We start from the raw sequence: 13931 nt of genomic DNA, 5'->3' as shown, positions 1-13931 counted from the left end.
TCGATTAAAGAGACTTGCTCATGTCCGCACAGAATATCGTCAATATTACCGAAGCTAATCTACACCAGACGCTGCAGCAATCCGCGACAACGCCGGTGCTGTTTTATTTCTGGTCCGCGCGCAGCCAGCATTGCGAGCAGCTGACGCCGGTACTGGAGAGCCTCGCCGCCCAGTACAACGGCCTGTTTACCCTCGCTAAAGTTGACTGCGATGCCGAACAAATGCTGGCTTCGCAGTTTGGCCTGCGCGCTATCCCTACGGTTTACCTGTTCCAGAACGGTCAGCCGGTCGACGGCTTCGAAGGCCCGCAGCCGGAAGAAGCGGTTCGCGCGCTGCTGGATAAGTTCCTGCCGCGTGAAGAGGAGCTCAAAGCGCAGCAGGCGCTGGCGCTGATGGAGGAAGAGAACTACGCCGAAGCGCTGCCGCTGCTGAAAGACGCCTGGCAGATGTCGAATCAGGAGAGCCAGATCGGCCTGCTGCTGGCGGAAACGCTGATTGCCCTCCATCGTTCCGATGAAGCGGAAACGGTACTGAAAACCGTGCCGCTGCAGGATCAGGATACCCGCTATCAGGGGCTGGTGGCGCAGATCGAGCTGCTGAAAAAAGCCGCCGACACGCCGGAAATTCAGCAGCTGCAGCAGCAGGTTGAGCAGAACCCGGAAGATGCGGCGCTGGCCTCCCAACTGGCATTACAGCTGCATCAGGTGGGGCGTAACGAAGAAGCCCTGGCGCTGCTGTTCAGCCATCTGCAAAAAGATTTAGGCGCCGGAAACGGCGAGGTTCGCAAACTGCTGCAAGAGATCCTTTCCGCACTCGGCACCGGCGACGCGCTGGCCGCGAAGTACCGCCGCCAGCTCTATTCTCTGCTTTATTAATGATAATCACCCGGCTCGCGCTGCGCGTAGCCGGGCTACAGGATGGATGTTCTCGTGGCCCGGACAGGCGCGTTCAGCGCCGTATCCGGGAAAAAATCTTACGCGCGTTTTTTCAGCTGCGTCACCACCAGCTGATGGCGCGCATTGAAGAACTTCAGGTAGGTCAGATACCCGGCGATAATCGTTGACAGGCTGGCGGTCGACAGCAGCATAAACGTCACCATAATCTGATACTTAATCGCTTTTACCGGATCAATCCCGGCGAAAATCAGCCCCGACATCATCCCCGGCAGGCTCACCAGCCCCACCGTTTTCGCCGAATCTACCGTTGGGATCAGCGCGGCGCGAATGCTATCGCGTATAAGCCTTGCAGACGCCATCTTCGGCGTTGCGCCCAGGCTCAGCTTTTCCTGAATCTGCTGCTGCTCGCTGCTAAAACGCTGCCCCATATTGTTGTAGCACAGCCCAACCGCCACCATCGCGTTGCCGGCTACCATCCCGGCAATCGGAATCACCTGCATCGGCACAAAAGCAATCGATCCGGAAACAACCAGCACCGCCAGGGTTAACCCAGCGCCGGTCGTTATCGCGATAAACGAGGAGACAAAGGCTTTGTCGATATATTTGCTACGCTTTTTCGCATTCCACGCGGCGTTAAAGCAGATAAACAGCACCATCAGCAGCGTCAGCACGGCGTGATTAACGTTAAAGATATATTTCAGCACATAGCCGACAATAATCAGCTGCACTATTGCCCGACAAATGCTCCAGATAATCTCTTTTTCCAGCGCCAGCTTTTCCCGGTAGCTAACCACGATCGCTACCAGTACCAGAACCATAGATAACGCCAGCGACTCATTGGTAATATTATGGCCGTTCATTTTTTTTCTCCTCCTGCGCTCTTCCGCCAGCAGGCTTTAGCGTAATCACTTCATCCGCATGGGCAATTTCATTGCTATCGTGAGTGACCCACAGAACGGCGATGTTTTTTTCGCTGGTGTAGCGATGAATAATCTCATTCACATTGGTTTTATTGCTTTCATCCAGCGCGCTGGTAATTTCATCCAGCAGCAGCACCTGCGGCAAAAACTGCAGATTGCGTATCAACGAAACGCGCTGCTTTTCCCCGCCCGAAAGTTCATTGATTGACTTTTCCAGCGTATTTTCCGCCAGCCCAAAGCGCAGCAGATCGGCGACCAGCGCTTTGGGTTCAGGCTGTTTATTACGGATCTGCCACGGGAAGATCAGATTGTCATACACCGAATCGCCAAACAGCGCCGGGGTTTGCGCGCAGTAGGAAACCTGCTGGCGATAGGTTTCCGGCGTCAACGTGTTGATATCTTTACCCGCGAAGAGAATTTTTCCCGACGTCGGGCTCAGCAGCGAAGCGATTATTTTTAATAAGGTGCTTTTCCCGCACCCGGAAGGGCCGGTAATTAGCTTAAATTCCCCTGCCCTGAGCTGAAAACTTATCTCATTAAGGATGGTGACATCATCGGCCTGAAACCCCACGTTCTCCAGGCGCAAAATAGCGTTACTTTCGGTCATTATTATTCCCAGTTTTTCAACAACGCCTCTAGTTTACTCCACTTTCCTTTCACCCGGATGCGCGGAAAGATATACTCTGGTTAAACGCGCGCCACTCTCCCGGCGCATCAACAGGCAACAAGACAGGAGGTTTTTGATGCTGATTTTTATCCCCATTCTTATTTTCGTCGCGCTGGTTATCGTCGGAGCGTCGGTAAAAATTGTTCCTCAGGGCTACCAGTGGACGGTAGAGCGCTTTGGCCGCTATACGCAAACGCTGCAGCCGGGTATGAGTCTTGTGGTTCCCTTTATGGATCGGATCGGGCGCAAAATTAATATGATGGAGCAGGTGCTCGATATCCCTTCACAGGAGGTGATTTCGCGCGATAACGCCAACGTCACCATTGATGCGGTGTGCTTTATTCAGGTTATCGATGCGCCGAAAGCCGCCTATGAAGTCAGCAACCTCGAGCTGGCGATCATCAACCTGACCATGACCAACATTCGTACCGTGCTGGGCTCCATGGAACTGGATGAAATGCTCTCCCAGCGCGACAGCATCAACACCCGTCTGCTGCATATTGTCGATGAAGCGACCAACCCGTGGGGCATCAAAATTACCCGCGTCGAGATCCGCGACGTACGCCCGCCGGCGGAGCTGATCGCCTCAATGAACGCCCAGATGAAAGCCGAACGAACCAAGCGCGCCTATATTCTGGAAGCCGAAGGGATACGTCAGGCGGAAATTCTCAAAGCCGAAGGCGAGAAACAGTCGCAGATCCTCAAAGCCGAGGGCGAACGCCAGTCGGCATTTTTACAGGCAGAGGCGCGCGAACGTTCTGCGGAAGCGGAAGCGCGCGCTACCCAGATGGTGTCGTCCGCTATCGCCTCCGGCGACATTCAGGCCATCAACTACTTTGTCGCGCAGAAATATACCGATGCGCTGCAGCAAATTGGCGCGGCGAACAACAGTAAAGTGGTGCTGATGCCGCTGGATGCCAGCAGCCTGATGGGCTCCATCGCCGGGATCAGCGAACTGATTAAAGAAGGGGCTGGCGCCCAGAAAAAATCATGATCGCGCTGATTCTCACCCACCCGCATATTTTCTGGCTCAGCCTTGGCGGGCTGCTGCTGGCGGCGGAAATGCTCGGCGGCAACGGCTATCTGCTGTGGAGCGGCATTGCCGGCGTCGTAACCGGGCTGCTGGTCTGGATGCTACCGTTTAGCTGGGAGTGGCAGGGCACGCTGTTCGCCGTGCTGACCCTGCTGGCGGCCTGGCTGTGGTCGCGCTGGCTGCGTAACCGCGTAAAACGCCAGAAGCCGGCGGACGCTCAGCTTAATCAGCGGGGACAGCAGCTGCTTGGCCGCCGCTTTACGCTGGAAACGGCGCTGGTTAACGGCCGAGGACACGTCCGCGTGGGCGACAGTTCATGGCCGGTAATAGCCGATGACGACCTCCTGGCGGGCAGTAAGGTTGAAGTCGTCGCCGTCGAGGGGATTACGCTGCGGGTCAGGGAGCTCCCTAACGGCCGCTAGGCCTGGACTTTGCGGTGACAGCAGCCCGAGAGATTATCGATGATCGGGCAGTCCGCGCTGTCATCGCCGGGACAGGAGTCCGCCAGCGCCAGCAGCTGCGCACGCATCCCCTGCAGCTCGCTGATGTGGCGCTCAATCTCCGCGACTTTCTCCAGCGTCCGGCGCTTCACGTCGGCGCTGTGCCGCGACGGATCGTTGAACAGGAATATCAGCTCGCGACACTCTTCCAGATTGAACCCCACCTGACGCGCCTGGCGCAGCAGGGTCAGTTCATCCAGATGCTGTTGGCTGTAGCTGCGGTAGCCGTTTTCGCTACGCAGCGGCGGCGTTACCAGTCCCTTCTCTTCGTAAAAACGGATCGCTTTACTGGTTAAGCCGGTTTTTTTCGCCACATCGCTAATATTCATGTTTCCCCCTTGACCTTCCCCTTGCTGGAAGGTTTAACCTTGCTAATACTCGATGAAAGAGTGTGTTCGGTCAATCATTAACCGGAAATTTATTCAGGAGTTATTTATGTCTAACACTATCGACCTCGCGCTTGATGGCCTCTCCTGCGGCCACTGCGTTAAACGGGTGAAAGAGAGCCTGGAGCAGCGTCCCGACGTTGAGCAGGCGGAAGTTACCGTTACCGAAGCCCACGTCACGGGCAGCGCCAGCGCGGAAGCGCTGATTGAGACCATTAAACAAGCCGGATACGGCGCGGAGCTCAGCCACCCAAAGGCTAAACCGCTGGCAGAATCATCAATCCCGCCGGAAGCACTGACAGCGGCCACCACTGAGCTTCCGGCAGCCCGTGACGAAGATGACAGCCAGCAGCTGTTAATCAACGGCATGAGCTGCGCCAGCTGCGTATCCCGGGTACAAAACGCGCTCGCCGCGGTGCCGGGCGTCTCGCAGGCGCGGGTCAACCTGGCGGAACGCACTGCGCTGGTATTGGGCAGCGCGTCCGCCGCAGAATTAGTCCAGGCCGTAGAGAAAGCGGGCTACGGCGCGGAGGCTATCGAAGACGACCTCGAACGCCGCGAGCGTCAGCAGGAAACCGCCATCGCCACGATGAAGCGCTTCCGCTGGCAGGCTATCGTCGCCCTGCTGGTCGGGATCCCGGTGATGGGTTGGGGGATGATCGGCGACAACATGATGGTCAGCGATGATAACCGTACCCTGTGGCTGGTTATCGGCCTTGTCACGCTGGCGGTGATGGTATTTGCCGGCGGCCATTTTTACCGCAGCGCGTGGAAAAGCCTGAAAAACGGCACCGCGACGATGGATACGTTGGTGGCGCTGGGTACCGGCGTCGCCTGGCTCTATTCGATGAGCGTCAATCTGTGGCCGCAGTGGTTTCCGCTGGAAGCCCGCCACCTTTATTATGAAGCCAGCGCGATGATTATCGGTCTGATTAACCTCGGCCATATGCTGGAAGCCCGTGCACGTCAGCGCTCTTCAAAAGCGCTGGAAAAACTACTCGATTTAACCCCACCGTCAGCGCGGGTGGTCACCGACGAAGGCGAAAAAGATCTGCCGCTGGCGGAAGTTCAGGCGGGAATGACCCTGCGTTTGACCACCGGCGATCGCGTTCCGGTCGATGGCATCATTAGCCAGGGCGAGGCCTGGTTCGATGAAGCGATGCTCACCGGTGAGCCGGTGCCTCAGCAAAAAGGCGACGGTGACGCCGTGCATGCCGGGACCGTAGTGCAGGACGGCAGCGTACTGTTTACCGCCAGCGCGGTCGGCAGCCAGACCACCCTGGCGCGTATTATCCGCATGGTGCGTCAGGCGCAGAGCAGTAAACCTGAAATCGGCCAGTTGGCGGACAAAATCTCCGCCGTGTTCGTCCCGGCGGTCGTGGCGATAGCCCTGTTCAGCGCCGCGATCTGGTACTTTTTCGGTCCGGCGCCGCAAATTGTCTATACCCTGGTGATCGCCACCACGGTGCTGATTATCGCCTGTCCGTGCGCCCTGGGGCTGGCAACGCCGATGTCGATTATCTCCGGCGTGGGCCGCGCGGCGGAGTACGGAGTTCTGGTGCGCGATGCCGATGCGCTGCAGCGCGCCAGCACCCTGGATACGCTGGTCTTTGATAAAACGGGTACCCTCACCGAGGGTAAACCGCAGGTGGTGGCGATAAAAACCTTTGCCGCCATCGATGAAACCACCGCACTGCGTCTGGCGGCGTCACTGGAGCAAGGCTCCAGCCACCCGCTGGCGCGCGCCATCCTCGACAAAGCCGCAGATCAACGCCTGCCTGCGGTAGATAATTTCCGCACCCTACGCGGACTGGGGGTCAGCGGTGAAGCCGAAGGCCACCGTCTGCTGCTCGGCAACCAGGCGCTGCTTAATGAGCAAAAGATAGCAACGGCTGAAATAGAAGGCGAAATGAACGCCCAGGCGTCACAGGGCGCGACGCCGGTGCTACTGGCGGTAGATGGTCAGGCGGCGGCGCTGTTCGCCATCCGCGATCCGCTGCGTGAAGATAGCGTGGCGGCATTAGCCAGGCTGCACCGCCAGGGTTATCGTCTGGTCATGCTGACCGGCGATAACCCAACCACCGCCAACGCTATCGCTAAAGAGGCGGGCATTGATGAGGTGATTGCCGGGGTTCTGCCGGACGGTAAAGCCGATGCGATTAAGCGCCTGCAAGGCCAGGGACATCAGGTGGCGATGATCGGCGACGGTATCAACGATGCGCCCGCGCTGGCGCAGGCCGATGTGGGGATCGCCATGGGCGGCGGCAGCGATGTCGCTATTGAGACAGCGGCGATTACCCTGATGCGCCATAGCCTGAACGGCGTCGCCGATGCGCTGGAGATCGCCAAAGCCACGCTGCGCAACATGAAGCAGAACCTGCTGGGGGCATTTGTTTATAACTCGCTGGGCATTCCGATTGCCGCCGGGATCCTGTGGCCGCTAACCGGAACGCTGCTCAATCCGGTGGTGGCGGGCGCCGCCATGGCGCTCTCTTCGATTACCGTCGTGAGCAACGCCAACCGCCTGCTGCGCTTTAAGCCAAAATCCTAAGCCGGAAGCCTAAGCTCCTGTCGTTTCAGCCGCCGTGCGGTTGGATTCCCGGCTGGCGGCGTCAACGCCTTAGCCGGGAGCACAACCGCAGATGACCGTGTACCCGTGCGAGAAAAGAACCAGACGCCGACGTTCAGTCATTCTGCTCGTTCCGGTGAGTGCTCCAGCCGATAAACCAGTGCCTGCGCGCAGACGCTTTCCCTGGACTTTCCTTGCGCCGTTCTTCCCCAGGCGCTAGCATGAAAGCTTCACACTACGGAGCACGTATGGGCCTGTTAAACCGAATAAAAATGCTGTGGCAAGCCGCCCTCGGCTCGTCTTATTCCTGGCCCGCGCTGGATATCACCCTTCCCGGGGAACGCTATCTGCACCTGGTCGGCAGTATTCATATGGGCACCCGCGATATGTCGCCGCCGCCCGCCCGGCTGTTAAAAAAGATCCGTCAGGCCGATGCGCTGATTGTGGAAGCGGATATTAGCGGCAGCGAAACGCCATTCAGCAACCTCCCCTCCTGTCCGCCGCTGGCGGAACGCCTGAACGCCCCCCAGCTTGCTGCACTGCAAGAGCGAGCGGCAGAAATGGGCCTGTCTGTCGCGCTGTTCGACAGTCAACCGCTGTGGCAGGTAGCGATGGTACTGCAGGCAACTCAGGCGCAAAAACTGGGGCTCAGGGCGGATTACGGCATTGATTATCAACTGCTGATGGCGGCGCGCGAGAGCCATATCCGCGTGATGGAGCTGGAGGGAGCCGACAGCCAGATTGCGCTGCTGCGGGATCTGCCCGATGGCGGTCTGGCGCTGCTGGAGGATACCCTCACCCACTGGCGCACAAATGCGCGTCTGCTGCAGGTGATGATCGGTTGGTGGCTCGATCAGCCGCCGTCAAGAGGGGCTACCTCGCTGCCGACAACCTTTAGCCAGTCGCTGTATGACGTTCTGATGCACCAGCGCAACCTCGCCTGGCGGGAAACGCTGCTGGCGCTGCCGCCGGGACGCTACGTGGTTGCCGTCGGGGCGCTGCATTTATACGGCGAAGGGAATCTGCCGGACATGCTGACGTAAAAAAATGGCCAATATTGCTATTGGCCCGTCAAAGAGGAATTTCATCATTATTATTATTCCGGGGTTCGCGCCCCGGATCGTCTGATTGTCGCTCAAAGTGACCATCACTGCCAATACTATTGCGCAAGATGATACTATTTTTTAGACAGCCGTCGGGCGTATGCTTATGTCACATTTAATCGGTTGGTAAGAAGGATAACGATGACTCCCGCCGTAAAATTACTCGAAAAAAACAAAATTAGTTTTCAAATCCACAGCTACGATCACGATCCGAACGAAACCAATTTTGGTGACGAAGTGGTGCGTAAGCTGGGACTGAACGCCGACCAGGTCTACAAAACGCTGCTGGTTGCCGTTAACGGCGACATGAAGCATCTGGCCGTTGCAGTGACCCCGGTTGCGGGTCAGTTGGATCTGAAAAAAGTGGCGAAGGCCTTAGGCGCAAAAAAAGTGGATATGGCAGACCCGATGGTCGCGCAGCGGGTTACCGGCTATCTGGTGGGGGGTATCAGCCCGCTCGGGCAAAAAAAACGTCTGCCGACGGTGATTGACGCACCGGCCCAGGCGTTTGCCACCATCTATATTTCCGGCGGCAAACGCGGGCTGGATATTGAGCTGGCGGCCAGCGATCTGGCGAAGATCCTTGAGGCAAAATTCGCCGATATCGCGCGGCGCGATTAATTGACGGTTTTGCGTCAGAGGATAATCCCGGAGGCGGCGCTGACGCGCCTTGTCCGGGCTACAAAATCCAAAACCGCTGAGACCTGTAGCCCCGGTAGCTACGCAACCGGGGTTTGGCTCAAACGTTACTGCCAGCTGACCTCGCCTTTCGGTTCATAAGCTGCCGCATCCAACGGTGAGTTTTTCTGGATATACTCTTTCAGCACTTCGGCATCGATAAAGCCGGTATTAACATAGCCGGGCTTCGTATCGATATGCGGATAGCCGTCGCCGCCGGTGGCGTTAAAGCTCAGGGTCGCCATACGATAGGTCTTTGCCGGATCGACCGGTTCGCCTTTGATGGTCAAATTATTGAGCTTGCCGTCTTTAGCCACAAAACCGACGTTGGCAAACTGCGGATAGGCGCCGGAATCGGGCTTCATCTGCGCCACGGCGGTCAGATACTCGGTCACTTCCTTACCGCTCATATCGACATAGACCAGCACGTTGCCGAAGGGTTGGACCTTCATCACATCTTTATAGGTGATATCACCCGCTTCAATCGAATCACGCACTCCGCCGCCGCTCATCACCGCGAAATCAGCATTGCTGCGCGCCATCTGCGCCGCCAGCAGCAAACGTCCCATATTGGTTTGCACGAAACGAACTTTGCTGCGATCGCCCTCCAGATGCGCGTTTACGCTACCGATTTTCACCTGTAGCTGCGCTTTGCCTTTATTCTGGAAAGGCGTCAGCAGGGAGAGCATCTGCGGATTTTCGGGGATTTGCGGCGTATAGAGCACGCGCTCGCTCTCGCCGTTGTCCCAGGTGACCTTTTTCTTCAGGTTGACCGGGATCAGCTGATAGCGCACCAGCTTCATGTCGCCGTTGCGGAATTCAAAATCGGCGCGGCCAACATATTTACCCCACTCATGGGCCTGCACAATCCAGATACCGTTCTGCTTGTCCGGCGCGCACGGGCTACCCGGAACGTAATCCACCTGCTTCTTGTTCTCCGACGCCATGCATACCGGGTCCTGCGAGTGACCGCCGACGATCATCGCCAGCGCTCCCGCAGGCAGGCTGCGTGCCATCTCAACATCGCCCGGCGCGTTCGAACCGTGAGCGCCATTGTCATAATGGCCCATGTGGGTAGTAGCCAGAATCACGTCCGGCTTTTCATTCTGCTGCAGCTCCTGGATAACGAGTTTGGCCTCTTCCGCCGGTTTACGGAACTCGATATCGGTAAAGAACTCGGGATTACCAATTTTAGCCGTATCGTCGGTCGTCAGACCGATAACCGCAATATTCAGCCCGCCGCGTTTGAACAGCGCCCACGGCTTAAACAGACGCTCGCCGGTGCTTTTCTGATAAATATTCGCCGAAAGGAAAGGGAACTTCGCCCATTTTTCCTGCTGACGCAGTACGCTAAGCGGATTATCAAATTCATGATTACCCACCGCCATTGCATCGTAGCCAATCAGGTTCATCCCGCGGAAATCAGGTTCCGCGTCCTGTAAATCGGATTCCGGCACGCCGGTGTTGATATCGCCGCCGGATAACAGCAGCACGCTGCCGCCTTCTGCCGCCACCTCTTTGCGAATACCGTCAACCAGCGTTTTTTGTGCGGATAGCCCATATTCGCCGTAGTCGCTACGCCAGAAGTGGCCATGATGATCGTTAGTATGCAGGATGGTTATTTTGTAAGTTTTATCCTGCTCATAAGCCTGCGCTGACAGGCTCCCCAGCGATAGCGCCGTAAATAGCGCCAGCGCAACGCCTTGCTTCATAAAGTGCATATTTCTCTCCCTGACGAAGTAACAACTGCCGAAAGTATAGCGAGTTGGCCGATTAGACAAATATGTTTTCAGAATTGCGACTTCCTTCAAACCTTAGGGGCAGGTATGTTAGGCAGATAATAATTCCACCTGCATCCTCTATAAAAAACACTTAAGTGAACCTATGGCAATGAATCAGACCGCACAACCCTTATCCGGCCCTGCTGCTGCGCCGCAAAAAGCACGCACCTCGTTTCGCATTCTCGGCGCCATCAGCCTCTCCCATTTGCTAAACGATATGATCCAATCGCTTATTCTGGCTATCTACCCGCTGCTGCAGGCCGAGTTTTCGCTGACCTTTGTGCAGATAGGTATGATTACCCTCACCTTCCAGCTGGCCTCATCGCTATTGCAGCCGGTCGTCGGCTATCTGACCGACAAACATCCGATGCCGTGGTCGCTGCCGATAGGCATGTGCTTTACCCTGAGCGGTCTGGTGCTGCTGGCGATCTCGGGGAGCTTTGGTATGGTTCTGCTGGCAGCCGCGCTGGTCGGCACCGGGTCTTCGGTCTTTCATCCGGAATCTTCACGCGTGGCGCGTATGGCTTCCGGCGGTCGCCATGGCCTGGCGCAGTCGATATTTCAGGTCGGCGGTAACTTTGGCAGCTCGTTAGGCCCGCTGCTTGCGGCCCTGATTATCGCTCCTTACGGTAAAGGTAACGTTGGCTGGTTTGTCCTGGCAGCGCTGTTGGCGATCGTCGTGCTGGCGCAAATCAGCCGCTGGTATGCCGCTCAGCATCGGATGAATAAAGGTAAACCGAAGGCGCTGATTGTAAATCCGTTGCCAAAAAACAAAGTTATTCTGGCGGTCAGTATCCTGTTACTGCTGATTTTCTCGAAATACTTCTATATGGCAAGCATCAGCAGCTATTACACCTTTTATCTGATGCAAAAATTCGGATTGTCGGTGCAAAATGCCCAGTTTCATCTGTTTGCCTTTCTTTTTGCCGTCGCGGCAGGAACGGTGATTGGCGGGCCTGTCGGCGATAAGATTGGGCGCAAATATGTTATTTGGGGCTCTATCCTTGGCGTAGCGCCGTTCACCCTTGTTTTACCCTATGCATCCCTGGAATGGACCGGGATTTTAACGGTGATAATTGGTTTTATCCTTGCCTCAGCCTTTTCCGCCATTCTGGTCTATGCCCAGGAGCTATTACCGGGGCGGATCGGCATGGTTTCTGGTTTGTTCTTCGGTTTTGCTTTTGGCATGGGTGGCCTTGGCGCCGCGGTACTGGGGCTCTTAGCTGACCATACCAGCATCGAACTGGTCTATAAAATCTGCGCTTTCCTGCCTCTAATCGGCATCCTGACGATATTTCTACCTAACAACCATCAAAAGTCATGATTCTTCGGTAGCCAAAGTGTAACTTTGGCTACCACAATCCCTTACCCCACCAGCATTACCCCGCATAAGCTGCTGCCATTTTGCGCTCCGTGCTTTTTTGCACGTCAATTGCATTTTTCTGCAAAATTCAATGATTATTCATAAACAAAACCGTTGAAAGTGTCATAAACTATTATTCGGTTTTTTGGTTTTATACCCTAATTCATTCAAGTTGCAGGACAAGCCACTTGTGCCTTGAACAGCGCTGGCGCTGGCCCCTAAGGGCGAGGCTCATGGATGAGCCAAGTAACAAAGCCTACGCCCATGCAAATTGAAGCATGACGGGTATGTACCGAAAATGGATCAGCTCACCACTGCAAGGAGACGGAATGCACCACGCAACACCGCTAATCACCACCATTGTCGGCGGCCTTGTGCTCGCCTTTATTCTCGGCATGATTGCCAATAAGCTACGTATTTCTCCTCTGGTGGGATATCTATTAGCGGGCGTGCTGGCCGGACCTTTTACCCCAGGTTTTGTTGCTGATACCAAGCTGGCGCCGGAACTGGCCGAGCTCGGCGTGATCCTGCTGATGTTCGGCGTGGGTCTGCATTTCTCCTTAAAAGATCTGATGGCGGTTAAGGCCATCGCCATCCCGGGCGCTATCGCCCAGATAGCCGTAGCGACCCTGTTGGGTATGGCGCTCTCTGCCATGCTGGGCTGGTCGTTAATGACCGGTATCGTTTTTGGTCTGTGTCTTTCTACCGCCAGTACCGTGGTGCTGCTGCGCGCGCTGGAAGAACGGCAGCTTATTGATAGCCAGCGGGGGCAAATCGCCATCGGCTGGCTGATTGTTGAAGATCTGGTGATGGTTCTGACGCTGGTGCTGCTGCCGGCGGTTGCCGGCATGACCGAGAAAGGCGACGTGGGCCTGGCTTCTCTGGCCCTCGATATGAGTATTACCATCGGCAAAGTCGTCGCCTTCATCGCCATTATGATGCTCGTCGGCCGCCGCCTGGTGCCGTGGATTATGTCGCGCAGCGCGGCAACCGGTTCACGCGAGCTGTTTACGCTGTCGGTACTGGCGTTAGCGCTCGGCATCGCTTTCGGCGCCGTTGAGCTATTTGACGTCTCCTTCGCCCTCGGCGCCTTTTTCGCCGGTATGGTGCTCAATGAATCCGAGCTCAGCCATCGCGCGGCCCACGATACGCTGCCGCTGCGCGACGCCTTCGCCGTGCTGTTCTTTGTCTCCGTCGGAATGCTGTTCGACCCGATGATTCTGCTTGAGCAGCCGCTGGCAGTACTGGCGACGCTGGCTATCATCATTTTCGGTAAATCGGCTGCCGCCTTCTTCCTGGTGCGGATGTTCGGCCACTCGCCGCGCACTGCCCTGACCATTGCCGCCAGTCTGGCGCAAATCGGTGAATTCGCCTTTATTCTTGCTGGTCTGGGAATGGCGCTGGATCTGCTGCCGCAGGCCGGGCAGAACCTGGTGCTTGCCGGCGCCATTATCTCCATCATGCTCAACCCGGTCCTGTTTACCCTGCTGGAAAAATACCTCGATAAAACGGAGACGCTGGACGAACAGACGCTGGAAGAAGTGCTGGAAGATGAGAAACAGATCCCCGTTGATATCTGTAACCATGCGCTGCTGGTCGGTTTCGGTCGCGTCGGGAGCCTGCTTGGTGAAAAACTGATGGCTCAGGGGATACCGCTGGTAGTTATCGAAACATCGCGCACCCGCGTTGACGAACTGCGCGCGCGGGGTATTCGCGCAGTTTTAGGTAACGCCGCCAATGAAGAGATAATGAATCTGGCGCATCTGGACTGCGCGCGCTGGCTACTGCTCACCATCCCTAACGGTTACGAGGCCGGAGAGATCGTGGCCTCAGCGCGCGAGAAGTGCCCGAATATCGAGATCATCGCGCGCGCGCATTACGACGATGAGGTGGAATATATTGTTGAACGCGGCGCCAACCAGGTAGTGATGGGCGAACGAGAAATCGCCCGCGCCATGCTTAAGCTGCTTGAAACGCCGCCAGCCGGCGAGCTTATTACCGGTTAATGCTTCCGGCCCCGACTCCACGGGGCCGA

The 13931-nt window shown here is 56.6% G+C and carries 12 protein-coding genes; 8 read left to right on the top strand and 4 right to left on the bottom strand.

Annotation, left to right across the window (positions count from 1 at the left end; all coding sequences use genetic code 11):
• Window positions 1-20 precede the first annotated feature (20 nt).
• Window positions 21-875, top strand: coding sequence for a co-chaperone YbbN (locus ABLV12_RS15200; protein WP_016808713.1), 855 nt, complete (start codon window positions 21-23; stop codon window positions 873-875).
• Between the two features lie 98 nt (window positions 876-973).
• Here the strand turns inward: ABLV12_RS15200 and fetB are convergent, their stop codons facing one another.
• Both fetB and fetA read right to left on the bottom strand, forming a co-directional pair.
• On the bottom strand, window positions 974-1756 hold the full coding sequence (gene fetB, locus ABLV12_RS15195; RefSeq protein ID WP_004111055.1) for an iron export ABC transporter permease subunit FetB: 783 nt from the start codon (window positions 1754-1756) through the stop codon (window positions 974-976).
• Window positions 1743-2423, bottom strand: a complete 681-nt coding sequence (gene fetA, locus ABLV12_RS15190) for an iron ABC transporter ATP-binding protein FetA (RefSeq protein ID WP_325905325.1) — start codon at window positions 2421-2423, stop codon at window positions 1743-1745. Before fetA ends, fetB begins: the two co-directional genes overlap by 14 nt.
• A 136-nt stretch (window positions 2424-2559) precedes the next feature.
• Between fetA and ABLV12_RS15185 the strand changes: the two genes are divergently transcribed.
• Window positions 2560-3477 carry an SPFH domain-containing protein gene (locus ABLV12_RS15185; RefSeq protein ID WP_004099702.1) on the top strand — a complete coding sequence of 306 codons (918 nt, stop codon included), beginning with the start codon at window positions 2560-2562 and terminating at the stop codon, window positions 3475-3477.
• A complete protein-coding gene (locus ABLV12_RS15180) occupies window positions 3474-3938 on the top strand; it encodes an NfeD family protein (RefSeq protein ID WP_064344896.1) in 465 nt (154 codons plus the stop codon). Before ABLV12_RS15185 ends, ABLV12_RS15180 begins: the two co-directional genes overlap by 4 nt.
• On the opposite strand, the gene cueR is transcribed toward ABLV12_RS15180, so the two are convergent.
• Window positions 3935-4345 (bottom strand): Cu(I)-responsive transcriptional regulator, encoded by a 411-nt coding sequence (cueR, locus tag ABLV12_RS15175; RefSeq protein WP_032727891.1) that lies wholly within the window; start codon window positions 4343-4345, stop codon window positions 3935-3937. The genes ABLV12_RS15180 and cueR overlap by 4 nt on opposite strands.
• A 106-nt stretch (window positions 4346-4451) precedes the next feature.
• On the opposite strand from cueR, the gene copA reads away from it, so the two are divergent.
• The 3 genes from copA to ybaK all read left to right on the top strand — a co-directional run bounded on the left by copA (window position 4452) and on the right by ybaK (window position 8695).
• Window positions 4452-6953: a copper-exporting P-type ATPase CopA gene (gene copA, locus ABLV12_RS15170; RefSeq protein ID WP_004111052.1), complete on the top strand. Its 2502-nt coding sequence runs from the start codon at window positions 4452-4454 to the stop codon at window positions 6951-6953.
• A 266-nt stretch (window positions 6954-7219) separates the two neighbouring features.
• Window positions 7220-8014, top strand: coding sequence for a TraB/GumN family protein (locus tag ABLV12_RS15165; protein ID WP_004111051.1), 795 nt, complete (start codon window positions 7220-7222; stop codon window positions 8012-8014).
• Window positions 8015-8215: 201 nt separating this feature from the next.
• Complete coding sequence (gene ybaK / locus ABLV12_RS15160) at window positions 8216-8695, top strand: Cys-tRNA(Pro)/Cys-tRNA(Cys) deacylase YbaK (RefSeq protein WP_004099690.1); 480 nt, start codon at window positions 8216-8218, stop codon at window positions 8693-8695.
• A 125-nt stretch (window positions 8696-8820) separates the two neighbouring features.
• Here ybaK and ushA read toward each other — a convergent pair whose 3' ends face one another.
• Window positions 8821-10473, bottom strand: coding sequence for a bifunctional UDP-sugar hydrolase/5'-nucleotidase UshA (gene ushA, locus ABLV12_RS15155; RefSeq protein ID WP_004099686.1), 1653 nt, complete (start codon window positions 10471-10473; stop codon window positions 8821-8823).
• A 163-nt stretch (window positions 10474-10636) separates the two neighbouring features.
• Here ushA and ABLV12_RS15150 point away from each other — a divergent pair, with 163 nt between their 5' ends.
• Both ABLV12_RS15150 and ybaL read left to right on the top strand, forming a co-directional pair.
• Window positions 10637-11857, top strand: coding sequence for an MFS transporter (locus ABLV12_RS15150; RefSeq protein WP_004111050.1), 1221 nt, complete (start codon window positions 10637-10639; stop codon window positions 11855-11857).
• Between the two features lie 368 nt (window positions 11858-12225).
• Window positions 12226-13902, top strand: a complete 1677-nt coding sequence (gene ybaL / locus ABLV12_RS15145) for a YbaL family putative K(+) efflux transporter (protein WP_004099684.1) — start codon at window positions 12226-12228, stop codon at window positions 13900-13902.
• Window positions 13903-13931 lie beyond the last annotated feature (29 nt).

The sequence above is a fragment of the Klebsiella sp. CN_Kp100 genome, assembly GCF_040065315.1.
In the GTDB taxonomy this organism is placed as follows: Bacteria; Pseudomonadota; Gammaproteobacteria; order Enterobacterales; family Enterobacteriaceae; genus Klebsiella; species Klebsiella oxytoca.
This window is presented reverse-complemented; position numbering and strand designations above follow the sequence as displayed.

Bases quoted from the DNA above. Each gene is read 5' to 3' on its own strand.
- cueR (WP_032727891.1), bottom strand. From the start codon at position 4,345: ATGAATATTAGCGATGTGGCGAAAAAAACCGGCTTAACCAGTAAAGCG.
- ABLV12_RS15180 (WP_064344896.1), top strand. From the start codon at position 3,474: ATGATCGCGCTGATTCTCACCCACCCGCATATTTTCTGGCTCAGCCTT.
- ABLV12_RS15165 (WP_004111051.1), top strand. From the start codon at position 7,220: ATGGGCCTGTTAAACCGAATAAAAATGCTGTGGCAAGCCGCCCTCGGC.
- fetB (WP_004111055.1), bottom strand. From the start codon at position 1,756: ATGAACGGCCATAATATTACCAATGAGTCGCTGGCGTTATCTATGGTT.
- ABLV12_RS15150 (WP_004111050.1), top strand. From the start codon at position 10,637: ATGGCAATGAATCAGACCGCACAACCCTTATCCGGCCCTGCTGCTGCG.
- fetA (WP_325905325.1), bottom strand. From the start codon at position 2,423: ATGACCGAAAGTAACGCTATTTTGCGCCTGGAGAACGTGGGGTTTCAG.
- ybaK (WP_004099690.1), top strand. From the start codon at position 8,216: ATGACTCCCGCCGTAAAATTACTCGAAAAAAACAAAATTAGTTTTCAA.
- copA (WP_004111052.1), top strand. From the start codon at position 4,452: ATGTCTAACACTATCGACCTCGCGCTTGATGGCCTCTCCTGCGGCCAC.
- ABLV12_RS15185 (WP_004099702.1), top strand. From the start codon at position 2,560: ATGCTGATTTTTATCCCCATTCTTATTTTCGTCGCGCTGGTTATCGTC.
- ybaL (WP_004099684.1), top strand. From the start codon at position 12,226: ATGCACCACGCAACACCGCTAATCACCACCATTGTCGGCGGCCTTGTG.
- ushA (WP_004099686.1), bottom strand. From the start codon at position 10,473: ATGCACTTTATGAAGCAAGGCGTTGCGCTGGCGCTATTTACGGCGCTA.
- ABLV12_RS15200 (WP_016808713.1), top strand. From the start codon at position 21: ATGTCCGCACAGAATATCGTCAATATTACCGAAGCTAATCTACACCAG.